This is a genomic window from Streptococcus sp. ELY_125, from assembly GCF_058314535.1.
The window spans coordinates 140,110-164,836 of sequence record NZ_JBZFUM010000002.1; the positions used below are offsets into that span (position 1 = coordinate 140,110).

A 24,727-nucleotide genomic window follows, 5' to 3' on the forward strand; every position below is an offset into this window, starting at 1 on the left:
TTACATCTTCTTAATCATCGAACCGCCTCAATTGATTGGGAAAAGCAGCTCCCTGTAAAAAATACTGCACGAGCTGAATGTGGGTGGTCATATCACTAAACAGCCAAGCATGACCTTTGTCGGGATAATAAGCACACTCGCTGGCTGGATTTTTATTTGCCAGCAATTGGTGCGATTCATGTATCGAACCCGACTTCTTTCCGCCTGAAACGAAAAAGACAGGATTGGTAACTTTCAAGTTTAATCTTAAGAAATTAGCTTGGGACATAGCACGGTGAAAGGAGCGCTTTGAAGCCTGCTGTAAATCTGCAACAAAGGGTCGATACTCTTCTTCAGGAACACCATCTTTTGCCATCATGCTGCTCATGAGTTTGGAGAGTAACTTTGTATTTTTAAGCAGTGACATAACATAGACACCAGCAATGACCTTACGATAACCTTTTATTGGCTGATGGCTAGAACCGTCAACAATCGCCTGACCAACTAAGTCAGCCTCTTTCTCCAGTAGTTTCAAAATAAGACTGGCTCCCAGTGATAGCCCGACAAGATGAGGCTTTCCGTGAGCTTTCGCCTTGATAATGCTGGCAATCATTTCCGTAACATCGTCGAAAGTTGTCCATTCGATATCACGACTATTGCCATGCCCGGGTAAGTCAATGGCCATACAGTGGAAATCATTTTTTAGTGCTGCTATGTGATGCTGCCACATCTTACTGCTGGAACCCGAAGCGTGCAAAAGGATTATCGTTTGTTTCTGTTCTTGCCCTGTCTCTTCGATAAATAAGTTAGCTGTCATTGGTCTGTCCTCTCACTAAGCCCAACTTGGACTAAGAGTCTATCTGTACCTCGCTTCCCCATTTCTGGGCTCGGGTTAAAAAGGTCCACCGAACCTTTTTAATACTCTTTCTTATTATAGCCAAAGTCTGCCAAGTCCAACTTCTTATCGCGCCAGTTTTTCTTGACCTTGACCCAGGTCTCAAGGAAAACCTTGTCCCCTAGCATGAGTTCGATGTCACGGCGTGCCATCTTGCCGATTTTCTTAAGCATAGCACCTTGCTTACCGATGATAATGCCTTTTTGACTGTCGCGTTCGACCATGATGGTCGCGCGGATATGCACCTTGTCTGTTTCTTCGTCGCGCTTCATGGATTCAATCACTACAGCCACGGAGTGCGGAACTTCCTGCTCGGTCAATTTGAGAATTTTCTCACGAATCATTTCAGAGACCAAGAAGCGCTCTGGATGGTCTGTGATTTGATCTTCAGGGAAATACTGAAATCCTTCTTCCAGATTATCCTTGAGAATAGCCATCAGGGTCTCGACATTGTTGCCTTGAAGAGCAGAAATCGGAACAATTTCCTTGAAGTCCATCTGACTACGGAAATCATCAATCTGCTCTAAAAGTTGGTCAGGATGGACCTTGTCAATCTTATTAATGACCAAAATGACTGGAATCTTAGCTGCCTTAAGGCGCTCCATAATCATATTATCGCCTTTGCCACGCTCCTCATCGGCTGGAACCATGAAAAGGACAGTCTCAACCTCACGCAGGGTTGAGTAGGCTGACTCCACCATAAAATCACCTAGAGCCGTTTTGGGTTTATGGATACCTGGCGTATCGATAAAGACAATCTGCTCGGTATCCGTTGTATAGATACCCATGATTTTATTGCGTGTTGTCTGCGCTTTATCGCTCATAATGGCGATTTTCTGTCCCATAACATGATTGAGAAATGTTGATTTCCCAACATTGGGACGGCCTAAAATAGCCACAAAACCTGATTTAAACATAAGATACAAAAACGTTAAGCAAGATAAAAATAATGACTGGCAGAGCAAATGCTTGTTACACAGTCCCTCTTTTTACATAGCTTTAGTCCGTGTTCATTTCAAAACACAAACCCGTCCATTCCTTTCTACTCTAAAAGATAGCTCCATTCGCTCAAGTACAGCAATTGACTTAATGAAAGAGCATGGCCCAAATTTTTGGCACAAAGATAATGAGGCCAGTTATAACCGCATACCCCGAAATAACCAGTACAGCACCGGCAGCCATATCCTTGGCGTTCTTGGCCAACATCGAAAAGTGATAATTACTAGCCAAATCGACGACATTTTCAATTGCCGAGTTAATAATCTCGAAAGTAATCACCAAGAATATAGCCAGCGATAAGAACAACCATTCCACAGCCGTAATATGGAAAATAACACCAGCTAAAACAGCCAGAATAGCTGATATCCCATGTTTGCGCATGTTACGCTCTTCTTTGAAAGCTGTAAAGATACCGGTCAGGGCAAATTCTAAACTAGAGGTTAGCGTTCGATTTTTCCATTTTTTAGGTGAATTAGTCTCGCGTAAGTCCATAGGCTTCTAAAATCTCTTCCTGTAAAGTGAACATCTCTTTTTCTTCTGCCGGAGTATAGTGATCATAGCCATTAATGTGCAGAAAACCATGAACAGCCAGAAACCCCATTTCACGTTCAAAACTATGACCATAGCTTTCGGCCTGCTCGTGTGCCTTATCGACAGAGATAAAGAGCTCGCCAATGTAAGCGTCATAATCAGCCATCATCTCTGCTAATTCAGGGTTTTCAGCCAGATCTTCACCAGAAAAAATAATGGGGGCTTCCGGCTTATACTCTAGACTGACCACATCAGTTGGGCGATCCATGCCGCGATATTCTAAGTTAATTTGGTGTATCGTCTCATTATCAACAAAAGTGACAGCCATTTCTTTAGTTTCCTGGCCTAGCTTTTTAGCAGCAAACTCGAGCATTTCTTTAATCTGACTGAGCATCTCTTGTGAGACCTGCTTAGTCTCATCTTTTATTTCAATATACATAGGTCTTCCAATCTAATTATCACCTCTATTATAGCATAAAAGCCTAGCCTCTGGATAAAACAAGAGAAAGGGCCTAGCTGAAGGAATAACTTTTTTTGAAAGCCTTTTCAAAAGCTGATCTCTTATGTTAAAATAGCCTTATCACTATCCATGGAGGCTATCATGTCATTTTCTGAAAAAGTTAAAACAGCTTGTCAGACTAAAGTCCAGCTGATCGATCAGAGTTTTTCTCGTTATGCACTAAAATCGCTTTTTGCTGGCGCATTTTTGACGCTCAGTACAGGTGTCGGTGGTATTGCAGCTGATGTCGTTAATCAGATTCATCCAAACCTAGGGCGCTTTATCTTTCCCTTTATATTTAGCTTTGGCCTTGTTTATATTCTCTTTTTAAATGCCGAATTGGTTACTTCTAATATGATGTATTTAACTGCGGGAGCTTACTATCGCTTCATTTCAGTCAAAAGGGTTTTCAAAATTCTTATCGTCTGCACTATCTTTAATTTAATTGGAGCTGCTCTGATCGCCGCTCTATTTAACCAAAGTTTTGCTTACAGCCTCGTCAATGACAAAAGTTTTTTGGTCAATACTGTCCAGGTCAAACTGGCTAAGACATCCGCACAGATTTTCTTTGACAGTATTATTGCTAATATTTTTGTCAATATTGCCATCCTTTCTTATCTTTTAGTCAAAGATGAGACGGCCAAGATTACTCTGATTATTTCAGCCATCTTTATGTTTGTCTTTATGAATGCAGAACACTTGGTGGCTAATTTTTCATCCTTCTTCCTGATGGGTTTCACCTCTGTTCATCTTGACGGCTATACTCTTACCAATGTGCTGCGCCACTGGTTCATATCCTTTGTCGGTAACTGGTTTGGCGGAGGCCTGCTCATCGGTGCTGCTTATGCTTTTCTCAATCCCAAAAACTAGACCGATCTTCATAAAGTTAAAAGAGTGGGAAGTTAGTTCTTTAGCAACTAACTTCCCACTCTTTTTATAGTTATATGGCTTAAAAGCTCTCCTAAATTACTCAGCCTCTTGTTCATAAGCATTGATAATTTCAGCAACCACAGGGTGTCTGACCACATCCTTAGCCGATAGGTAAACAAAGTCAATCTGCTTAATAGCTTTGAGCTTCTCGATAGCATCGAGCAGACCAGAAGGGCTATTTCTAGGCAGGTCAATCTGACTAGTATCCCCATTGACAATCATCTTAGAGTTAAAACCTAGACGTGTCAGGAACATCTTCATCTGCATGATGGTCGTGTTCTGGGCCTCATCCAGAATAACAAAGGCATCATCCAAGGTCCGTCCCCGCATGTAGGCTAAGGGAGCGATCTCAATGATCTCACGCTCCATAAGACGCGTGGTCTGGTCCTTGCCCAAAATCTGGTAAAGAGCATCATAAACCGGTCGCAGATAAGGATCAACCTTTTCCTTGAGGTCACCTGGCAGGAAGCCCAGACTTTCGCCAGCTTCAACAGCTGGACGCGTTAGGATAATGCGCTTGACTTGGCCGCGTTTTAGGGCTGTCACCGCCAAGGTAACAGCCAGAAAGGTTTTCCCAGTCCCTGCTGGACCGATACCAAAGACGACATCATGACTTTTGACACTATCGACATAGACCTTCTGCCCCAGCGTCTTAATGCGAATAGGCTTACCGTAGTTATCTTTGATGATTTCTTCTTCATAGAGGGCGATAAATTGGTCAATTGTTCCATTTTGGGCCATACTCAGAGCGGTAACAACATCGGAAGTATTGATCAGCATACCCCGATCCACCAAGACTAAGAGAGCCTCAATGGTCAAGCGGGCAATCTCTAAAGATTCCTCATCATCACTTAAAATCTGCACCACTTCAGTTCTGGCATGGATAACCACGCCCGTATTTTCTTCAATCAATTTCAGATGACGCTCATTACTGCCGAAAAGAGCCATCAAATCATCGGGATGTTTTAAATTAATATCAACAGAATAGTCCTGCAAATAGACTGCCTCTTTCTTTGCTTATTAGTGGTCTCATTATATCGTATTTGTCTAAAAAAAGCACGGTCAAATATACCTGCGCTAAAGTAGTGATTGTTTGATTTTTAGTAGTTAATCTATTGATATTTAATTTAACAACTGGAAGAGATACTTATTTTTTTCTTCAAAATATACAAAATTGCTTTCATTAATGCTATAAATACTGATAATGAGCTGCTCCAAGTTTGTCAGTAACTCTTTTAGCTTTTTATTATTCACTAGTTGACGATCTATTTCAGACAGACCATGGGCAATCTTATTTCTCATGGCATTCAAGACTAAAATTGGTTTGATCAGCCCTGTCAATTGGTTATCTTTTTCTAAACAGTCAATAATATTAATGAAAGAGTGGATATTTAGTGTTGAGCGACTATCATAAGGTTTGTTATCATCATAATTTTCGCCCATTCGTGCTTTAAACTCATCGCTGATATAATTATTAACCGTTTCAGCCAGAGGATGATTCTCATTAATTTTTGGTAACCCGTCTTCTATCATAATAAGTTCAGGATAATTGGCGTCAATATAGTCCTGAAGGACAAATTCTGCCAATGATTTAGATTTAATCAAAACATCAGCGATCAAACCACGTCTATTGATAATGTCAATCAACAGAAAAGAATTGAGCACTTTCCTTTGTTTTTCTGTTGCTCCTGCATCTTCTAGTAAGTCCGGTAAGATCTTTTGATATTTAAAGGAATTCATCAATTCCTCTGTCTGAGAACGCAAAGTTGCCCGTTTTGATCTTGAAATCAGCTTCTGATTCTCCTTTTGGAGCAATAACTCATAAACACCTTGATAGTCATAACTACGAATCAATTCTTTTAAGTTACGCTTAACAAGAGATTGGCTAAACTTTTCACCATCTTCTTCAATAATCCGTTTTTCAGCATCTTGGCAAGCATCTTTATTTTCCGATATTAACAGTTCTATATCTTTTTGATCATCTGGATTATTCCGATTGGACCCTTTTCGCGGTGTTGGTACTTGAATAGCCTTTATATTGAGATTATTGATCTTATTAATCGTGAACATTGCTGACGTCACTTGCGCTGTCGCACTTGATAAGTTGAGCAAGAACTCATCGTCCTCGTTAATATGCTTATTAATAATCTCTAGTAGCTGTTCATACATTCTATCAAAGCGAAAAACGTCGTTATCTGCTAAAATTTTAGAATCCACGACTATTTCAGGATGATAATCTGGTATAGAAAGAATGGCTTTTTCAATCCGTTTCTTCTTATAAATCAAGATAATTCTTTCAGGTCTATAATGTCTTGAAATATGCAGTAAAGGACCATCATGATTGCCCCTGATTGGATCAGTATCACCGACTGCTGAAATTAATACCTTCATCTTATAACCCCTTATAATAATGCTAAACAGCTTTGGTTGAAATCATCATAAAATTGAGACATCTGATTTGTGATGGCTGTGTTTTCAATAATCAAGGTCTTTACATTTTTGACTGCCTGTCCCAAATATTTAATGGCTTCAGAATCAAGTTGATCAAGGCTGTGGGCTACTGTATTTCTTGAATCATTTAATGATAGCATTGGCTCTATCAACTTCTGAATTGCCCACATTTTATGATTTTTCAACAATTTGTTGTAATCAAATAGATTCAGATATTTCTTTTTTTCAGAATCACAATAATCAGTAATGGCATGCGGAGATTCTTTTGTAATCAAGTAGTCTAACAGATACTCCGTCAAGCTTTTGATACGAATCAGACTTTCAGACAGATTGCCTCGCTTCTTTTGTAGGTCTATTAAGAGAAAACTATTTAAAATTTTCTTTTCTTCATCGCTTATTTTTTTCTTTTGAAGTCCCTTGGGAAGTCCTTGCTTATTATGTGATTCAACGATATCCTTTAGCCTATCTCTTAGTAATTTCGACTGATGAAATTCGGCCTCCTGCTCTAGCATGTCTAAGGCAGTCTTATAATCATAATGACTAATCAGATTTCTGAGATTTCGTTTTAATAGTGCTAAACTAAACTTTTCAGCTTTGTCCTCAACCGTTCGGTCTTCGTAATCAGCTGTATTATCAAAATTGTATTCAATCAAATCATGAATATCTTCTTTGTTGGCATGGGGAATGCCTTCATTTGAGCCATCAGCTGGACTTGCTACCTGAACAGCTGTGACATTCATATCATTCAAGCGATTGGCAATGAAAAAGGCTGCTTTAACCTGAGGTGTTGCACTAGATAGATTAAGAATGAGCTCGCTATCCTTGTTCAAATAAGTCTGGATAATAGAAGTCACCTTATCATACATCATATCAAACTGAAAAATCAATTTATCAGGAATGATTTCACTATGAGTGATGATTTCAGGATGGTATTGTGGAATTGACCGAATAACCAATTCCATCTTGTCTTTTTTTGCGATGGTCCTCTCTGAATAAATGATAACAATTTTATCAGGTCGGTATTTCCTTGCAATATGCAATAAAGGACCGTCATGAAAATCTCTGATTGGATCAGTATCCCCTGTTGCTGAGATTAAAACTCTCATCTAAATCTCCTTTATCATAAAACATGCTTTTCCCATTTCGTAAAGATGTTCTGTATTCTTTACTAGGGTTTTGCCCTCATTATAAGTTCTTTGAGGTGCCTTGGTGAGCTTGACCGCACCTTTGCCAACCATCTTAGTTGTCAGCCTCGCATAGCGTTTTTGAACAATGCCATTAGCCTGATGCATAACCGTTTTTGTCCAAACACCGCTGCCAGCTCCCAAATAAATGGGATGCTGAATGTTGGACTGGATATAGTCTGGCTTTGATTTTTCCTCTAAAAAGAAGCTCTTGTAATCTTTATAGAAAGTATCTGCATAGCCTGCAAGACTGGCAATCAAGTTAGCAGCGTCCTCAGACGTTGTGGTAATGGTAAAAGACAGGCGAGTAAAAGGGGCCAAGGATTCTCTATAGACTGGCAAAGCTGTCAAAGACTCTTTATCAGGTTTAACACTATAATCCCATTTCTGAACAATGGTAAGGTTGTCATTTTCTAAAGGCTGGCTGTCACTGATTCTAATGTCATGGAAAATATCATTTAAGGCTTGACCTTTTTTGGGGCCCCAAGGGATAATAGATTTATTTTCCTTAGCGTCGCGTCCATAACCAACAACAAACTTTTCTTTCCCCCAAAAAGTATTCATCAAAATCGTACGAATGGCACCTTTTAAAGAAGAACCTGGGACGTAGGGCTGGCCTAAGCCATCTCTGATAAATTTAGAGATATCATTTAAAGTTCCACGCGTTGATTCGGTTTTCTCAAATCCCGTTTCTTTGAGGACATAGCCGCCAAAATCTCTCGTTTGAACACGATTTTCATTCAAAAATTGATTTAAACGATTGGTCTTATTCCTTGGCTCAATTAAAAAACGTTCGTATTTTTCAGCTAAACCTAGTCTTATCATTTCTTGATAAAACTTACCTATATCTGGAAAATAGTAATTTTTATTTTCATAAATGAACTCTCGAGACGTATATTTTTCCCCGCTGCCAATATGGATTGGAGCCAGTGCTACAACATCCATTTGAAACTGTCTGTAAGAATGTTTCATACTTAATCCTCCAATCGGTAAAATAAGGGCTTGGCATAATTCCACACTGGATGAGGAAAGTCATCTGGTCTAACATCAACAATCTGACCCGTAAAGGTTTGTTGGAAGGTGGAGCCAGATTTAAACTTATATAAGTCCTGTTTTCTGAAGTTTTCTACTAAAGCTTGACTGAAAGCAAAACCACTTGATTTTTGCAGCAGATATTTTGCTCCTATCATGGCATTTTCTAATTCATCATCAAGAGGCAAACTGGTCGTCAATGTCATCACTAATCCTTGATGATTACTGGTCAACCTAGCTTCCAATTTACTAGGAAGATCCAAAATCCTTAAATCAAAACGGCCGTAGCCGCTGGTACGCTTACCGCCTAACCCCGAAAACTGCAGAGAAGCCATCAAATCATCAAACAATTCAGATTGACTGGCGATGACATATAAAGAAACGCCTTCCTCCTTTGGTACGGAAACCCCAACCTGATAAAGAGCTCCATCTACACGAGGCCTATTTTTGGTTACAATAAACTGTTCTGAATGTTTGTCACTGTCAATGACATCGCCTTCTAAAAATTTTGCTAATAACTCATATTGCATGAAATCGAGTTTCTTAGTTTTTTTAGCTTCTTGACGCAAGGTGATGGCATCTTTGGTTTGGTCAAACTTCTCGTATGAAGGAAAACCGATTGGCTTTGGCAAAAAGGGGACTGAATGATATGGAAAGGCATCTGTCATAGCAAAAGTATCTGACTGAGCCAGTTCCATCCACTCATCTAAGCGATTGGATTTCTTTGCTTCTAAAACCAGAGCTGAAAAAAGTCGGTCAGCAGAAAAAGTCATCTCTGAAAATTCAAGACTGCCACTGCCAAAATGAACTGAATCAAATTGTAATTGATAAAGTTTATAGGTCATCTCAGACCTCCTCACCTAATAGAGCATTGATTGCTGCTGCATCGTAATCCCCGTATACCGTTTCTGCTTTTAAATCCTTAAAGGCCACCTTACCATAACCGCGGCTGCCAGAGCCACCGAGATAATCCATTTCAAGCAAACGAATACCATCTCGTAAAATAGCTACATCCTCTGAAACCTGATCAATGCTTTTATCTGTAATCTCGTAAATCACCTCAAAACCAAACTCACTGGTACGGATAGCTCGCTCAACCTGGCGTGGATTTGCTTCCGCTGTGATACGGTCAATCGTATTCTCAAATTTCACTTCTGTATAGCTGTGAACACCTTTAGCATCTAAGTCCTCTTTATTGGTCAAAAAAGCATCACGAAAGACCAAGCGACCAATCTTATAGTCGGCATTTTTACTATTGCCGAATAGACGGCTAATCTCATCGCTGTCATTTCCTAAATCACTGCTCGTATTGTGATTATAATCTGTCTTAGAGAGAAGGGCACGGATTTTTCCCTTGAGACTGGATCCCGGAATAATTGGCAAATGAGTCACAGGGTCTTTAATAACAGGAGAATCAACAGCTCCGATGGCTGCATAAGCGCTGCTTCCGCCAATGTGTAAACCGCTCTCCAAAAGTAGGTTAGCAGAAATTTTTACCTTTGCATATGTCATTAATCTTTACCTCCATAAAACTTAAAGTAGGCCACCAAGGCTTCCATGTAGCGACAAAAACGCTGCAAACTCGCAGTATCTTTAACCTCTTTTAAAATGTCCAAAATTTGGGCCTTTTCAACCAGCTCTTTGACCGGAAAAAAATCATTTCTACCTTTCTTAACTGAATTGCGACCTGATTGATAAACAAACTGCACTCTGAGATAGGCAAATTTATCATTCAGTTCTTCAAATGCCTTGACATTGCTTTCATTATAGAGACTGCTTGTCAAAGACAAAAGATTTCTGATTTGGCTAGTCGTTAAATAATAAATTGGTTCTCCATTTTTATCTGACTTTTTAGAAAGTCCCTTAATCACTCTTTCAGCTTTGTCAACATAGTTCTCATCTGTTAAAATCGCCATGCTATTTTTCCTTTCTTGTTTCGTAGATATAAAGTGTTAGTGCTAATTCCGCTTCTTTCTTAACCTGTTTACTGCCAGTAGCCCACTCGAAGAATTGCGCTTTAAATTGTTTAAAGGCTTCTTGATTCTCCTTTTTCGTGGCATCTTCCATACGAGAAAGATAATAAGCCAGTCGGGCAATATCCATTTTTTCTTGACTTTTTACCAATTCTAAGAGGCGGTAGACAAAGCCATGGCCCCTTTCATCTTGTTGATTAAAGAATTTGCGAATAAAAGCTAATTTACTTTCATAGATATCATTGATAAACTGATCAAACTGAAAAACAAAGTGCGAATCAAACAAGGCTATACTGTCCTTATCGTGATTTGGATTATCTTTAGCAGCTTCTTCTAGGTCTCCACTAACTCTAGCCATCAGGCTTACAGGCGTTTTATCAGTAAACAAACCAAGACCAGCTGATAAGGTTAATTTGCCATTGGTCCATTGGATGAATTGCTGCCTCAGCTCAATGGTGAAATCAATAATATCTTGCCATGTTCCAATCGCAAAGACATCATCACCACCAGCATAGATGATAGAAAGTTTTTTATCCTGAGCAAACTGATTGATGTAAACTTTGAAGAATTGGGTCATACTCCGTGAAAAGGTCGCTGTCCGTGAGAAGGTATTGAATTTTCCATGATCTTGATAGGAGAAACCGGCCATAAAGCCAGCACCCAGATTGTCAACATCCAAGCGGACAACTGCTAAACGTTTGATCCCTGCTTGCTCTTCATTGGACAATTCATATTGTGAAGATAGAAAGGCATAGTCACTGATGTCTGTAAAAGCATAATCTCCAACAAAAATATGAGTTGCCAAAACTTGCCCTGTCTGAAAATCATTTTTGCTATATACCCTGCCGTCAATTCCCGTTTTCACTTTTTCCTCATCAGCAGCGGTCAAGTAGGCATTCGGTCCGATAGGAAGGCCAACCGGCCTAGCTGAAATGACAAAATGGGTTTGACCGATTTTTTTAGCAAATTGACGGAGTTCATCACAAACGGGACACAAGAATTGATCATTTGCTTCTCTCAGATTGCCCACAGCATGACAAATCGCACATTCTCTGCCTTCTTTTTTCCCGCCTCTATTTAAAACTAATAAGGTTTGCCAATCATAACGTGACAATTTTTTATCGGAAATTTGACGGCTGGCGCTTTGATAAATGGCACGATAAGACTGGGCTGAATGACTGCCGCTCATAATGTCTGCCGCCGCAAATTCGCTCCAGCCAAAGGCCACATAGAGCCTTGTTTGAAAATGCCCTGTTAAAAATTGGTTAAAAGATTTTTCAAAATTTGCCACGATTGCTTTCGTCTTGTCTGTATTTGGCAAAACAAAGTAGGCATGGCCGCCGCCCACATACATGAGATTGGCCCGTGTTAACTCTAGCTCTGTCAGCAAGCTGTCAACGATATGCTCACTCATGAAATCAAGATAAAGACTGCGTGCTTTTAACTGCTTCAAAGCACCCTTAGTCGCAATATTATAAATGAAATTCTGAATTCCAGATAAGTCAAAACTTACGAGTAAAAAGGCCTTCTCTTGATAAAATTCCTTGCTCTGTAGGAACAAGTCCTGCTTAAAATTACTGCGTCCTGACGCACCCAGATAATCATAAATTGCCGCCCCAAAACCAGCTGTTAATTTGCTGTGCTCATAGAGTGAAATATCCGCCAATTCTTTTGTATTAGTCGAAGCAGGTACAAAAGATAAAGTAGCTTCCATCAGATTTAAAGCAGAATCAATATAATCTTCATCAAAAGACATAGCCTGAATGGTTGATTCAATGCGATTTAAAATCCCTGCATAAGCTCCCTTTGAAAATTTACTATTTTCCGGTCTTGGCATGTTCGGCCTATCTTTGACATTGAGCTCTTTAGGCTGGAAATAGCGCTCTGTTCTTGTTTGCCCAAAAGTATTAAAAATATCCGCTTGATTGGTGTAAGTATCCCAGATTGTTTGCGCAATTTGCCCATCTGCCTCCTCTTGGCTCTCTCGTCTGTCAATGCCAGATGCAATATTATCTGCTATATAGGTAATATAGGCGAGATTGTCAGGCTCTAAATCTGACTGATAGTTGGCCATGTGATAACGGATTTGCTGGGAAATCGCTTTGTTATCGGAAAAACGCTCAAACCAGTCAGCACCAACAATCGCGTGCTTTCGATGCTCACCTGTCGCTCTCTGTACCACTTTACCAATATCGTGGAGTAAACCGCCATAAAATAAATCAATTTTTTCTTTCTTCAATACGAACACCTCCCATTCCCATGCTGGTTTTAACGCCGACACCCGAGAATTCGCCAAAAGTCAGGAGCATTTTGACAAAGGCTTTCAAGGTCGAAGCACCATAAAACTTTATTGTTATCCTTCCTTGAAAGGCCGGTATTTTGCTCTTATGGACAGAATAATAATGTGTCTGCAGCTGATAACTAGTAATCTTAGCCTGTTCTGCCAGATAATCCAGTAAGGACTCATCAAAAGTATTTAGTTCTGGATAAAGCCGGCTATACTTCTGCATCAGACTTTGAAAAATAAAGCGTACCGTAGGAAAGATACTGTACTCTCCTTTGGATTTAAAACTCGTCGGCGTTAAAAATCTAATGGAAAAGGTTTGCTGATCACAATCCTCGTTGAATAAGTGAATGAGCTGCTCGGACGATAATGATTTTATTTCTACCTTTTCAACCATAATCAAATGCTCATAAGAGTCTAACTGAATGTTATCCAAGCTTGTTAAAAAGTTTTGCAAGGCTTCACACATCTCATCTGTCAAAAGATTAATGTACCAAATTTGATGCTCATTTCTCGAAAGCACTAATGATGAATAGGGATTCGTTTCCTGCTGATGAAGGAAGGCTGCATCTTCCTGTGGTAGATGGCTGAGGAGAAAGCCCTGAAACTTGAGAGCTAACTCATTAGCCGTTAATTTTGTTTTCTTGAAATATATTGCTATTTGTTTCATTTTCGTACCTAAAAAGCGCCCTTCTGCATGAAAAGTATTTTTCACCAAAGAAGAGGCGCCCTTTTTCTTATTTAATTACCTGCATTTTACAACATTTTCCAATGAATTTCAAGCACTTATACATATTTTTTGAATAAACTTAAACAATTTTGTCCCCTCTCGAGGAATAGGGGTTGCTAACAATATTGTAAATCATTGAAGTAGCTAGAGACGAATGTTTCCGTCCCCTCGCGAGGAGTAGGGTTTTCTAACCTAAGGGCGTTTTTTCTATTGGCGGACAAGCGACTAGTTTTCGTCCCCTCTCGAGGAATAAGGTTTCCTAACAAATGTAAAATACCCTAAAGAAGTTTATTATGCGTTTCCGCTCCCTTGCGAAGAATAGGGGTGTCTAACTTTTGATTTAGATATTAAAAACAGAAATCTCAAGGTTTTCGTCCCCTCCCGAGGATTAGGGGTGCCTAACAGACTATGATTTTGTCAAAGCAGAAATTGAAGCATGTTTCCGTCCCCTCTCGAGGAATAGGGTTTTCTAACATGGGAACCTGATGCCCCTTGGGATGATGGCCGTGGGGTTTTCGTCCCCTCGCGAGGAACAGGGGTGTCTAACATTTAACAAGAAAATACTTCGTTATAACGACACACAAAGTTTCCGTCCCCTCGCGAGGAACAGGGGTGTCTAACTTTAAGAAGCCTAATCTGCCACCCCAAGCCTTATAAGTTTCCATCCCCTCGCGAGGATTAAGGGTTTTCTAACGTTTTAAAGGTGTCATTAACAGTGTTGAGTTTAAGTTTCCGTCCCCTCTCGAGGATTAGGGGTTTCTAACAGAAGACGACTTCGAGTGAACACTGAATGACCGAGTTTTCGTCCCCTCTCGAGGAATAGGGTTTTCTAACGTTAAAAAAAGGTGATTGTTTAGTTATTCATGGGTTAAGTTTCCGTCCCCTCTCGAGGAATAGGGGTTTCTAACAGTAACAATGGCAACGGCAGTATTGGCCGCAACTACGTTTCCGTCCCCTCTCGAGGAATAGGGGTTTCTAACAATTTAGCACTAGATGAGATGGAGCATATGGAAATGTTTCCGTCCCCTCTCGAGGAATAGGGGTTTCTAACGGTGACAACAGTCCATTAGCGACAATGTTTATCGGGTTTCCGTCCCCTCTCGAGGAATAGGGTTGTCTAACATACCTTGGTGCGCTCAATCTTGGGAGGAATTTCGTTTCCGTCCCCTCGCGAGGAACAGGGTTGTCTAACGCTACAACTTTTCTTTTCATTAAATCTTTTAAAAGTTTTCGTCCCCTCTCGAGGAACAGGGTTGTCTAACACAGACCTCCAAATCCTTTGAAAAAGTCCAAAACTGTTTTCGTCCCCTCTCGAGGAACAGGGTTTTCTAACTGTCAAAAACCTTTATGTTAGAGATTCGTATTTTGAGTTTTCGTCCCCTCTCGAGGAACAGGGTTTTCTAACCGAGATGATGAAGTTTATCAAGCGGTAGGCAGAGCTGTTTCCGTCCCCTCTCGAGGAACAGGGTTTTCTAACACTATACAATCCCTACGACTGTACTAGCTTGTGATGTAGTTTCCGTCCCCTCTCGAGGAACAGGGTTTTCTAACTTACAGATGTTGGATATAGTGAAGGTGATGGCTCTGTTTCCGTCCCCTCTCGAGGAACAGGGTTTTCTAACAAGCTGCTAATGACCAAAAATCAGCCGTTGATCAAGTTTCCGTCCCCTCTCGAGGAACAGGGTTTTCTAACATGAAAACTACAATCGCAGACGGGAAAGTAATTATTGTTTCCGTCCCCTCTCGAGGAACAGGGTTTTCTAACAGCACATTTTGTGGACATGAAGCCCTAGTGCCACTATATCTAGTTAGATAGAGCTTAGTCCCTTCTATCAGTCTATCATTTTTTATACCAGAACTCAATTATAGAAAAATTTGTCTCGCTCTTTCGTTCGCATGATGATCGGTGTCAAAAAGGATCCTTTCGTTTTCCCTTACCTTATAAACCCTTATACGATCCCCTTCTCTCTCTTGGTAATAATCGTCTAATAGCGTTAAAAGTTTAGTGTAGGAAGCCTTGCTAATTTTAATCTCGAAACAAGATTTTTGCACTCTGGTGCCAAAGGATTCCAGTAAATGTGATAATTTCAGTCTCCTTTTACTGCTGACGATGTCATAAATGACGAGACAGTACACAACCTTTGGTTGGGCAAATTCTCTCTCATCATCACTTAAATTGAAAAATAACCCCATTCCTATTCTCCTGTAAAACTGACCAAATAAACAGAAGGATCTTCTTCTGCAAACGCTCGAATTAGCGAGTCGATCTGCATTTCGACCATATAGATAAAAGAATACCTCTTCTTATCACCCTCAATATAAGAATGAATTTCCAGCATTCGAGACGATAACGCCGTCAGAAAAAGTCTTTGCGCTTCTCTTGTCAAAAACAGTCCTTCTTCCGTCTTTGCAAAGCTATCCTGCCCAATACTGCCATTGCCTAGCATGGTCATCACCAAGTCATCTACGATTACTGGACGCCATTCTTCCATTAAATCGCTTGCTAAGGAAGCATGGTGTCCATAATTCTCATGAATCATTGCAAATCCTTGACTCAAGCCAGCCTTGCGTACCATGCCAATCATAAAACTATAAAGAATGCTATAGCCAAAATTAAGCAAGCTGTTAAAACAATCCATAGCTGGACGCCGTGTCCGACCCGAAAAAGCAAAGGGCTCAGGAACTAGTAGTCCTAAAAAGTAGAAATAAGACTTGGCACACTTACCTTCATAACCCATCATTTCGTGAATACTTTCGGCTAATGAAATCTGCTTTAAAGCTCTTGAAAATCGCTGATAATCCTCTTCATCAAGTAGGTGCTCCTGATCAAATGCCTTTAATAGATTCATTTGGTTTCGAACCTTTGAAGATAGCATCCTCCTAGCCATATTTGTCCTAAAAGGAATATTAAAATGGGCCCTTGCTTGCTGTTCCTGCTTGGTAAAATTTTCTTCCCGCCCAGAGTCTACTGTGGCGATGTATCTACCATTATCAGTAAAAAAATGCGTATTGATTTTCTTTAATGATAGCTTTTTTAATAATTGGGTGGTTAACTGCGATTGGCCAAATATTAAGACATTTTCAATTTCGTCCAGTCCAATTTCTTCTACAATCTCCCTGCTATCATTTCTGACAATCATTCTGCCTTCACATAAGGACAATTTTAAAGCCGAATCTTGAATATAAATATCACTCATTGTTTCATTACCCCCAGGTATTATTTTTGGCAAAGGAGAATATTCTATCACATCTATTATCTTTGTCAATAAAAAAACAACTATAAATTTAATAGTTGTTCGTAAGTATACGTCACATTTAATGACAAGAAAAGACGCTTCTAAATACTGGTTAAGTAGAGGTCACAATTAGGTTTGTCTTCACTTTCTCCTTTATAGTAACGCCTAGTGAGCTAAATAATCTTCCCAAATCTTATCAAAATCGCCTAGGTTAAAGCTAAAGCTGGCGTAATCTTCTAAGTAGCGGCTGACCTCCTCGAAATTATCCGTATGCTTGGGAAAGGTCGTATCTTTAAAGACCAGATCAGCCAGCAGAGCTGCTGGTTCATGGGATTTAGGATTTCTTTGTGTCATCAGCCAGGTGTAAAAGGACTTTCTCATTGCCAATGTTCCTCCAAAAAGTAATGCCGTAGACGGCTGGACTGGGCGTAGCGCTCGGGATTTTTCTTATAAAACTCCTGATGGTAGTCCTCAGCTAGATAAAAAGTCTGGGCTGGCTCAATACTAGTGACGATTGGAGCCTCAAAGCGTCCAGAAGCAGCTAGATTGGCCTTAGATTTTTCAGCGATAGCTTTTTGTTCGTCCGTCGTATAAAAGATAACCGGCCGGTAATTATCTCCGCGGTCTTCAAACTGGCCAAAAGCATCCGTCGGATCGGTCTGAGCCCAGTAAAGTTCCACTAGTTTCTCATAGGAAACTTGGTTCTCATCGAAGATAATTTCGACTGCTTCTGTATGGCCTGTTGTATGGGAACAAACCTCCTCATAGGTCGGATTTTCGACATGACCCCCAGTGTAGCCAGAACGAACTGATAATATTCCCTCTTGCTCTTCAAAGGGCTGAACCATACACCAAAAACAACCGCCGGCAAAAATAGCACGTTCCATGATGATGTCCTCTCTTTCGATTGCAAATACCTTGTCCATATTATAGCAAAAACCTTTGAGACTGGCAGGTTTAGGCTATTAAAAAACCGGTCTAATGACCAGTTCTTATTTAGCTCTTCTGCTGTGGTGAGAGCTAGATTGCGGCTTCTTTCTAGCTTTATCACCATAATCGCCATAGCTGCCGTAACTACCGTAGTTTTCTGTTCTTTCATCAACCTTATTGAGAATAACACCCAGAAACTGTGCGCCACTCTTTTCCATCTGCTCGATAGCCTTCTTAGCAAATCGAGCATGGATAAGGCCTGCTTCGGTAATCAAAACCGATGCATCAGACTCCTGAGCTATAATAGCTGCGTCAACTACTCGACCAATTGGCGGCGTATCGATCAGAACATAATCATAGTGCTCTCTGACCGCCCCAATCATACGCTTAAAATTATCACTCTGAAGCAGAGCAGTCGGATTAGGAGGAACCTGTCCCGCAGGAATAAGGGAAAGATTGTCAACACTGGTACGACTGATAACAGCCTGCAGGTCTGCATAGCCCGTTAAGAAATCGGTTAATCCCTTGACTGAACCGTCCGGTTTAAAGGTACCCATCATGACTGAGTTGCGGGTATCAGCATCAATCAGTAAGGTCTTGAAGCCTGCACGCGCAAAAGATACCGCTAAACTTGCAGTCGTTGTAGACTTACCTTCTTGCGGCTGCACCGAGGTCAGTGCAATAACCTTGATATGACTGCCGCTAAATTGGATATTAGCACGGATGGAATTATAATATTCCTCTGCCGTATTGATCAGTTTTTCTTTTTGTTTTGCTAACTCTAAGTAACCCATCATTCCTCCTACTGCTCAACTGCTGGAACCACCCCAAGCAAGGTACGATCCAAGGCTTTTTCCACATCTTCACTGGTCTTAATCCGATCATCCAAAGCTTCAAAGATAATCAAAGTTACGACCGTGAGGAAACCTCCTGCTAAGATACCGAGAATTAGATTGCGTTTGATATTAGGAGAGCTCGGCGCTGTGGGAACTTTGGCTGTTTCGGCAATCGTCACATCCTCGACCTTAGTCACATCCTTAATCTTCTGGATAGCAACATCACGGATAGCATTAGCTAAGCGGCTAGCTTCTTGAGCATTTCTATCTTTAACCGAAATAGTAATCAGACGCGTATCTGTTGGTACATCAACTACAATACGGTTCCCCAGTTCCTCTGGCGTGATATCCAATTTTTGCTTGTCAACAACTTCATCCAAAACATCCTGTGATTGGATAATTTCTTTATAGTCATTAACCAAATCAGTTCCGGCTTGAATGTCCTGATAGTTGATGGAATTACTATTGTTATGCACCACATAAATACGCGTGGATGAAGTGTATTCCTTGGGGAGAATGAAAGCACTCACAAATAAAGTGACAAAGCCAAGAAGCAGGGAAACAAAAATGATCAAAAACTTTCGGTTCCACAGTTTCTTAAGTAGGGCGAACACATCAATTTCAAATGATGCATTTTCTGCTGAATTCATAGGTACTCCTTTATACATACTCATGGCCAAGCAACTGAGCCATGTTGTTTTTGAATAGGGCTTGCGCCTTGTCCTGCCCATAAGCCTTGAGGACTGTTTGATAAGCCTGAGCCATAAAAGGCGGACGCTTATCTAGATTATGCATATCACTGGCAATGCAAGAAACTAAATCTTGCTCTAAAAAGTAACGACCTCGCCTTTTAAAGATTTTTTCCGAATCAGAAAACCACCTTGGCTTAAGGACATGGTTGCTGTTCACTTGGGTATAACAGCCCATATTGAGCAGCTCCTGAACCCTAGCCGGCTTATTTTCTAAGGCATTATAGCGTTCAATATGCGCAACGATCGGAGTAATCCCTAATAAGAGCAGTTTCGTTAGAGCTTGGTGGAGGTCTCGCCAAGGCGTTGCCATACTAAACTCAATCAGGGCATACCGGCTTTCAGCCATAGTAGGCACAAGACCTGCCTCCAATTTTTGCCTCAGATCTTCTGTATAGTAGAGCTCACCTCCGTAGAGCAAGTTTAAGTCAGCAAAGCGCTCCTTAGCTGACTCTTTGACCTGCTGGAAATTAGCCCACAGAGTCTCTTCAGGTGTTTCAAACATTCCTTTGCGGCGATGGGAGGTAGCCACAATCGTCCTAACTCCCTGCTGATAGCTCTCAGCAATTAGGGCTAGACTTTCTTCCAAGGTCGCAGGACCGTCATCCACATCAAAAATAATATGCGAATGAATATCAATCACCCTATTTTCCTCCTAACACGTCCTCAATTTGCTGGCTAGCGTCAGATACACTAGTATCATCCAGCTGCATCATATAAAGTGAGGCTCCCGGCATCGCGTAAGATGGCAATTCTCCCGTTGAACCTGTACCTGTAACGGCTTGTGAGCTTACTGTGAATTTTTTACCTGAAGACAGCTGCGTATTAGCAATGGTCATTACATCTTCTAATGGCATATTAGTTTGGATAGAGTCTTGTAGGTTATTAGCAATCGATGAAATCTTACTGATAGATTTGCTCGAGGCTAGCTTGTTGATAATTGCCGAGATAACTTTTTCCTGGTTTTTACCGCGGTCATTATCCCCATTTTCAAGACTGTAGCGTTCACGCACAAAAGCTAAAGCTCCTTGCGAATCCAAATGGACATTACCCACTTCAAAGGTATAGTCTTTATTAGTGTGAGCCGTGAAAGCTTGATCATTATAAACATCAATACCACCCAAAAGATCAACAAGCTTTAAGAAAGATGTAAAGTTGAGACGGGCATAGTAATCAATGTCTACATTATAGAGATTCTGCAGGGTCTTCATAGAGGTTTCAACACCGTAGAGACCAGCATGGGTCAGCTTATCCTTTTGATTTTGGCCGCCATCAGGAATAGCAACGTAGGCATCACGCGGGGTAGTTGTCAAAAGCACCTTGTGGGTCTTTAAGTTGACCGTCATGATAATATTAACATCAGAACGAGAGACTGAGTTGATAGAACCATAAGTATCAATACCTGAAATATAGATATTAAAGGCATCAGCTTTTGACCTTTTCTTAGATTTGATAGTGGTAGCTGTCTGAATTTTATATTTATAGAGGACTTTGACCTTACTATGGTAATCCTTATCCTGATTTTCTATCAGATTGGCATAGGCACTGTTTAAAATAATGGCCTGAGTCGATCCTGAGGTCAGATTGTTATAGGCCTGAACGTAAGAATCTACATGGTTAACTCTTAGGCTCTTAGAGGTATCTGATTTAATTTGCTTAATGAACTCATTAATATTGGTTCCATCAGCCTGAGTCGGCGCTTCAACAGTGTCAATTTCCTTGACACTGTTAGCTGGGCTATCCTTGGGCACCACTACCTGCATTTCAACTTCTGAATATTTGGTAGAGTTGTTGAGATTGCCAAAGAAACCCACTGTCGAATTAAATCCTAAGAAAGTTACCGTCGATAGGGTCGTAAAAATCACCAAGAGAAAGCTGGTGCTTAGTTTGAACTTATTTTTTAGTATCAAAAAGCCAGACAGGAATAAAACCGCTAACAGCACTAGGGTTATGATAATATTCAAGTAACGGAAGGCTAGAAAATGATACTTAAACATAGTGTGAACTGTCACCGAAGAAACGGCTAGGTAGATCACAAATAATAAAATATTGATGAAATAATGCGTACTAAAGGTTTTGATCTTTGAACGGCTGCGTCTGGCCATAGTGTCATCTCCAACTATAATGTATTTCTTGACCTATTATACCTGAATTTCCTGCCAAGTCCAAGGAAATTTAACTTCTTTTTAACACCTCTGTCATATTCTTCGAGATACCTCTCTTAGGAAATCTCTTGATATAATAGGGTTTTATAGCCAAAAATTACAAAAAAATGTCAAAAATAATTCTAATTTAAATTATTGAGCTACACTCGATGACAGACCACCACCCTGACTGATAGTGTCTAACTGAGTCTGCAGCTCGGTCTTTTCAGACTGGCTCTGCACTTTATCGATAGCTGCTTGAGCTTCTTGGATACTATCAGCGGTTCGGCTAGCATCCGCGGCATCAATCGCCATCTGGGCTAGAATCACATTCAGACGATCCTGATAGTCTGATTTTTTAGTCTTATCATCTAGCCGGTCAATCTCTTTTTGAACATCGTCAGCGGCCTCTCGGCTTGGGTTCGCCTCTAGATCATCCAAATCAGCTTCCAATGAGTTTGAAGATTTAGAAGACGAGGATGATGAAGTCACATGAGTTGGGGCCACTTCAACATCGCCAGGTTTGACAGTATAAACACGTTTAGCCAGTAAATAAAGACCAAAAATCATTACCATTAAGACTAAACTCATTAGAAGATAGAGGGTTTCACTTTTTTTAAATGTCATGGTTGTTTTTTTCCTTTAAGTATACTCGAATTTCATTATAGCCTATTTTCCCAATTATTCAAGCTATTTTACAATATAAAGAAACTAAAAGAGAGTCCTCTTCTATTGCGATGCAACTCTTTTCTACCAGACGAAAAACTACATGCAAAAAGAGCCAAATCAACCTAGGCAACATAGCAAGGTCAACACTGTATGATTTATATTTTCAAAATGCATGAAAACATAAGATAATCCCCAACTTAACAGTTGAGGATTATCTTATGTTTTGCAGAAACCAGCTCTCGGCAACTTAGCCCCCAAGATAGGCCTTGCGCACTTCATCAGAAGCCAGCAGCTCTTGACCTGTTCCTGACAGCACAATCTTACCTGTCTCCAGCACATAACCCCGATCAGCAATAGAGAGAGCTTTGTTGGCGTTCTGTTCAATCAATAGAACCGTTGTTCCTTGCTTTTGAATATCTTGGATAATATCAAAGATCTCTTGGATGAAGATTGGGGCCAATCCCATCGACGGCTCATCGAGTAACAAGAGTTTGGGCTGACTCATAAGTGCACGTCCCATAGCCAACATCTGCTGTTCACCACCTGAGAGGGTAGCTGCATCTTGATTTTTTCGCTCTTCTAAACGCGGAAACCGATCAAAGATTTTCTTTAGATTGGATTGGTTCGCATCCTTGTTATTCTTGAGAAAAGCCCCCATTTCTAGGTTTTCTAAAACGGTCAGACCCGGAAAAACATGACGGCCTTCGGGAACCTGAGCCAATCCATCCGCTACAATCTTACGCGCAGCTACTTTTTGGATCTCGTTGTCCAGATAAGAAACGGTTCCTTGGCTGGGACGGACAAGGCCCGAAATTGTCCTGAGGATAGATGTCTTACCTGCACCATTGGCACCGATAAGGGTCACAACTTCCCCCTCATTGACTTCAAAGCTAACATCCTTTACTGCTTCAATGGCACCGTAACTGACTGAGAGGTTTTCAATTTTCAACATAGACACTAGGCTTCACCTCCAAGATAGGCTTCAATAACACGCTTGTTAGACTTGATTTCATCTGGTGTACCATGCGCAATGAGACGGCCGTATTCCAATACATAGATACGTTCAGTAACATCCATCACTAAATTCATATCATGTTCGATGAGGATGATAGTGATTCCAAATTCTTCCTTAATTTTACGAATCAGAGCTGTTAATTCCGCTGTTTCTTGCGGGTTCATGCCGGCAGCAGGCTCGTCTAAGAAGAGAATTTTAGGTTCTGTAGCTAGAGCACGAACGATTTCCAAACGGCGCTGCTGTCCATAAGGAAGATTTTTAGCTAAAGTATCGGCATTATCAGCCAAATCAAAGATCGCCAGCAGGTCTAACGCTTTCTGCTTAATGTCCTTCTCACTTTGATAGTATTTTGGTAGACGCAAGACAGAGGCCAAGATATGAGCGCTGTGACGATTAGCAAAGCCGATCAAAACATTTTCTAAAACAGTCATATCCTTAAAAAGACGGATATTTTGGAAGGTCCGTGACAGACCCAGCGAAGCAATTTTATGCGGGGTCTTACCATTGATGAGGGTGCCACCAAGCGTTACCGTACCTTCGCTGGGAACATAAACCCCCGTCAAAAGGTTAAAGAGAGTGGTCTTACCTGCACCGTTAGGACCAATGAGGCCGACTAACTCCCCTTCATTGAGCTCGAGGGAAACATCACCAACCGCAGTCAGGCCGCCGAAATTTTTTGTTAAATTTTTTACATCAAGAAGTGCCATCAGTTGTTGCCCTCCTTATCCTTTTTAAAGAAACGTGACAGCGTGAATTCCTTAGTTCCTAAGAGACCGCTCGGACGGAAAATCATTACCAAAATAAGAGCAATAGAGTAGATGATCATCCGCAGCTCTGATACATTTTGTAGGAACATATTCAGGATACCTAAAACAACTCCTGCGATGATTGTTCCTGTGATAGAACCCAAACCACCCAGAACGGCAACAATGAGGTAATCGATTGATTTCATCAATTGGAAATCTTTGGGGACGATGGTACCGATATAGCTGACATAGAGGGATCCAGCAATAGCTGAGATGACCGCACCGATTGCAAAGATTAGCACTTTTCTATTAGTAACATTAACACCCATAGCCTCTGCTGCGATTTCATCCTCGCGCAGGGTGATAATCTGACGTCCCATTGATGAGCGCAGAAGGTTTAAGACAAGAATGGTAATGACAGCTACAAAGAGAAAGATGACTTGCCAAGTCGTATAAGGCAAAATACCTGTCAGACCGGCAGCACCGTTTGTCAAAGTTCCGCCGTTGATGATTAAAATACGGATAATTTCCGCCATACCTAAGGTCGCAATGGCCAGATAGTCCCCTTTTAAGCGTAGGGTAGGCAAACCAAAAACAATAGCGACTACAGCTGCAATAACAGCGCCTACTAGGATAGACCAATAAAAGGCCGCATAAGTAGGATAGTAGGTCGTAATAATTGCTGAGGAGTAAGCACCGATAGCCATGAAACCAGCTTGTCCTAAAGTTAATTGGCCTGAAAATCCTAAGACTAGATTAGTTCCTAGTCCCATCAAGATACTGATGCCAATTCCCATTAAGATTTGAATGTAATAGAGATTCAAAATACCGCTGCTGGCTAAAATTTGCAGAATAGCGTAGACAAGAGCAATCAGCGCAAGCCAGGTAAGATTTAATTTTAAATTCTGTTTCATG

General features: G+C 40.7%; 26 protein-coding genes and 1 CRISPR repeat array. Of the genes, 1 reads left to right on the forward strand and 25 read right to left on the reverse strand.

All coding sequences use genetic code 11. The annotated features are described in order from the left end of the window. Positions 1-10: 10 nt before the first annotated feature. The 4 genes from AC4HAL_RS01565 to ybeY all read right to left on the reverse strand — a co-directional run bounded on the left by AC4HAL_RS01565 (position 11) and on the right by ybeY (position 2,843). Positions 11-796, reverse strand: coding sequence for an alpha/beta fold hydrolase (locus tag AC4HAL_RS01565; RefSeq protein WP_491092646.1), 786 nt, complete (start codon positions 794-796; stop codon positions 11-13). A gap of 98 nt (positions 797-894) precedes the next feature. Continuing rightward, positions 895-1,791, reverse strand: a complete 897-nt coding sequence (era, locus tag AC4HAL_RS01570) for a GTPase Era (RefSeq protein ID WP_491092647.1) — start codon at positions 1,789-1,791, stop codon at positions 895-897. 169 nt (positions 1,792-1,960) lie between these two features. Beyond that, the gene (dagK, locus tag AC4HAL_RS01575; protein ID WP_491092648.1) at positions 1,961-2,365 is read right to left on the reverse strand and encodes a diacylglycerol kinase; all 405 of its coding nucleotides are present in this window, start codon (positions 2,363-2,365) and stop codon (positions 1,961-1,963) included. Continuing rightward, positions 2,346-2,843 carry an rRNA maturation RNase YbeY gene (gene ybeY / locus AC4HAL_RS01580; protein WP_491092649.1) on the reverse strand — a complete coding sequence of 166 codons (498 nt, stop codon included), beginning with the start codon at positions 2,841-2,843 and terminating at the stop codon, positions 2,346-2,348. Before ybeY ends, dagK begins: the two co-directional genes overlap by 20 nt. A 162-nt stretch (positions 2,844-3,005) precedes the next feature. Here ybeY and AC4HAL_RS01585 point away from each other — a divergent pair, with 162 nt between their 5' ends. Next, positions 3,006-3,773 (forward strand): formate/nitrite transporter family protein, encoded by a 768-nt coding sequence (locus AC4HAL_RS01585; RefSeq protein ID WP_491092650.1) that lies wholly within the window; start codon positions 3,006-3,008, stop codon positions 3,771-3,773. A 96-nt stretch (positions 3,774-3,869) separates the two neighbouring features. On the opposite strand, the gene AC4HAL_RS01590 is transcribed toward AC4HAL_RS01585, so the two are convergent. From AC4HAL_RS01590 to AC4HAL_RS01690, 21 genes are all read right to left on the reverse strand, one after another. After that, a complete protein-coding gene (locus AC4HAL_RS01590; protein WP_491092651.1) occupies positions 3,870-4,829 on the reverse strand; it encodes a PhoH family protein in 960 nt (319 codons plus the stop codon). A gap of 126 nt (positions 4,830-4,955) precedes the next feature. Continuing rightward, positions 4,956-6,224 carry a type III-A CRISPR-associated CARF protein Csm6 gene (gene csm6, locus AC4HAL_RS01595; RefSeq protein WP_491092652.1) on the reverse strand — a complete coding sequence of 423 codons (1,269 nt, stop codon included), beginning with the start codon at positions 6,222-6,224 and terminating at the stop codon, positions 4,956-4,958. An 11-nt stretch (positions 6,225-6,235) separates the two neighbouring features. Beyond that, entirely contained in the window at positions 6,236-7,390 is a 1,155-nt protein-coding gene (gene csm6, locus AC4HAL_RS01600) for a type III-A CRISPR-associated CARF protein Csm6 (protein WP_491092654.1), read from the reverse strand. Next, the gene (gene csm5 / locus AC4HAL_RS01605; protein WP_491092655.1) at positions 7,391-8,440 is read right to left on the reverse strand and encodes a type III-A CRISPR-associated RAMP protein Csm5; all 1,050 of its coding nucleotides are present in this window, start codon (positions 8,438-8,440) and stop codon (positions 7,391-7,393) included. Between the two features lie 2 nt (positions 8,441-8,442). Beyond that, the gene (csm4, locus tag AC4HAL_RS01610) at positions 8,443-9,345 is read right to left on the reverse strand and encodes a type III-A CRISPR-associated RAMP protein Csm4 (protein ID WP_491092656.1); all 903 of its coding nucleotides are present in this window, start codon (positions 9,343-9,345) and stop codon (positions 8,443-8,445) included. Position 9,346: 1 nt separating this feature from the next. Then, on the reverse strand, positions 9,347-10,012 hold the full coding sequence (gene csm3 / locus AC4HAL_RS01615) for a type III-A CRISPR-associated RAMP protein Csm3 (protein WP_491092657.1): 666 nt from the start codon (positions 10,010-10,012) through the stop codon (positions 9,347-9,349). Continuing rightward, complete coding sequence (gene csm2, locus AC4HAL_RS01620; RefSeq protein ID WP_491092659.1) at positions 10,012-10,416, reverse strand: type III-A CRISPR-associated protein Csm2; 405 nt, start codon at positions 10,414-10,416, stop codon at positions 10,012-10,014. The genes csm3 and csm2 overlap by 1 nt, the downstream gene beginning before the upstream one ends. Position 10,417: 1 nt before the next feature. Next, the gene (gene cas10 / locus AC4HAL_RS01625) at positions 10,418-12,712 is read right to left on the reverse strand and encodes a type III-A CRISPR-associated protein Cas10/Csm1 (RefSeq protein ID WP_491092660.1); all 2,295 of its coding nucleotides are present in this window, start codon (positions 12,710-12,712) and stop codon (positions 10,418-10,420) included. After that, the gene (gene cas6, locus AC4HAL_RS01630) at positions 12,693-13,427 is read right to left on the reverse strand and encodes a CRISPR-associated endoribonuclease Cas6 (RefSeq protein ID WP_491092661.1); all 735 of its coding nucleotides are present in this window, start codon (positions 13,425-13,427) and stop codon (positions 12,693-12,695) included. Before cas6 ends, cas10 begins: the two co-directional genes overlap by 20 nt. 788 nt (positions 13,428-14,215) lie before the next feature. Continuing rightward, positions 14,216-15,252: a CRISPR direct-repeat array (repeat unit 36 nt; unit sequence GTTTCCGTCCCCTCTCGAGGAACAGGGTTTTCTAAC). Positions 15,253-15,350: 98 nt separating this feature from the next. After that, positions 15,351-15,680, reverse strand: coding sequence for a CRISPR-associated endonuclease Cas2 (gene cas2, locus AC4HAL_RS01635; RefSeq protein WP_165329350.1), 330 nt, complete (start codon positions 15,678-15,680; stop codon positions 15,351-15,353). A gap of 2 nt (positions 15,681-15,682) precedes the next feature. Further along, a complete protein-coding gene (cas1, locus tag AC4HAL_RS01640) occupies positions 15,683-16,735 on the reverse strand; it encodes a CRISPR-associated endonuclease Cas1 (protein ID WP_491092663.1) in 1,053 nt (350 codons plus the stop codon). Positions 16,736-16,888: 153 nt separating this feature from the next. After that, complete coding sequence (locus AC4HAL_RS01645; protein ID WP_491092664.1) at positions 16,889-17,104, reverse strand: YozE family protein; 216 nt, start codon at positions 17,102-17,104, stop codon at positions 16,889-16,891. Beyond that, positions 17,101-17,610, reverse strand: coding sequence for a peptide-methionine (S)-S-oxide reductase MsrA (gene msrA / locus AC4HAL_RS01650; RefSeq protein WP_491092665.1), 510 nt, complete (start codon positions 17,608-17,610; stop codon positions 17,101-17,103). Before msrA ends, AC4HAL_RS01645 begins: the two co-directional genes overlap by 4 nt. 105 nt (positions 17,611-17,715) lie before the next feature. Continuing rightward, positions 17,716-18,447: a tyrosine-protein kinase gene (locus AC4HAL_RS01655; RefSeq protein WP_491092666.1), complete on the reverse strand. Its 732-nt coding sequence runs from the start codon at positions 18,445-18,447 to the stop codon at positions 17,716-17,718. 8 nt (positions 18,448-18,455) lie between these two features. Continuing rightward, entirely contained in the window at positions 18,456-19,139 is a 684-nt protein-coding gene (locus AC4HAL_RS01660) for a Wzz/FepE/Etk N-terminal domain-containing protein (protein ID WP_491092667.1), read from the reverse strand. A gap of 10 nt (positions 19,140-19,149) precedes the next feature. Continuing rightward, positions 19,150-19,881: a capsular polysaccharide biosynthesis protein Cps4B gene (gene cps4B / locus AC4HAL_RS01665; protein ID WP_491092668.1), complete on the reverse strand. Its 732-nt coding sequence runs from the start codon at positions 19,879-19,881 to the stop codon at positions 19,150-19,152. A 1-nt stretch (position 19,882) separates the two neighbouring features. Continuing rightward, a complete protein-coding gene (gene cpsA, locus AC4HAL_RS01670; RefSeq protein ID WP_491092669.1) occupies positions 19,883-21,343 on the reverse strand; it encodes an LCP family glycopolymer transferase CpsA in 1,461 nt (486 codons plus the stop codon). Positions 21,344-21,535: 192 nt separating this feature from the next. Beyond that, the gene (locus AC4HAL_RS01675) at positions 21,536-22,009 is read right to left on the reverse strand and encodes a hypothetical protein (RefSeq protein ID WP_491092671.1); all 474 of its coding nucleotides are present in this window, start codon (positions 22,007-22,009) and stop codon (positions 21,536-21,538) included. A 289-nt stretch (positions 22,010-22,298) separates the two neighbouring features. Then, positions 22,299-23,009 carry an ABC transporter ATP-binding protein gene (locus AC4HAL_RS01680; protein ID WP_491092672.1) on the reverse strand — a complete coding sequence of 237 codons (711 nt, stop codon included), beginning with the start codon at positions 23,007-23,009 and terminating at the stop codon, positions 22,299-22,301. Then, complete coding sequence (locus AC4HAL_RS01685; RefSeq protein WP_491092673.1) at positions 23,009-23,773, reverse strand: ABC transporter ATP-binding protein; 765 nt, start codon at positions 23,771-23,773, stop codon at positions 23,009-23,011. Before AC4HAL_RS01685 ends, AC4HAL_RS01680 begins: the two co-directional genes overlap by 1 nt. Continuing rightward, positions 23,773-24,726 (reverse strand): branched-chain amino acid ABC transporter permease, encoded by a 954-nt coding sequence (locus AC4HAL_RS01690; protein ID WP_491092675.1) that lies wholly within the window; start codon positions 24,724-24,726, stop codon positions 23,773-23,775. The genes AC4HAL_RS01685 and AC4HAL_RS01690 overlap by 1 nt, the downstream gene beginning before the upstream one ends. Position 24,727: the final 1 nt, after the last annotated feature.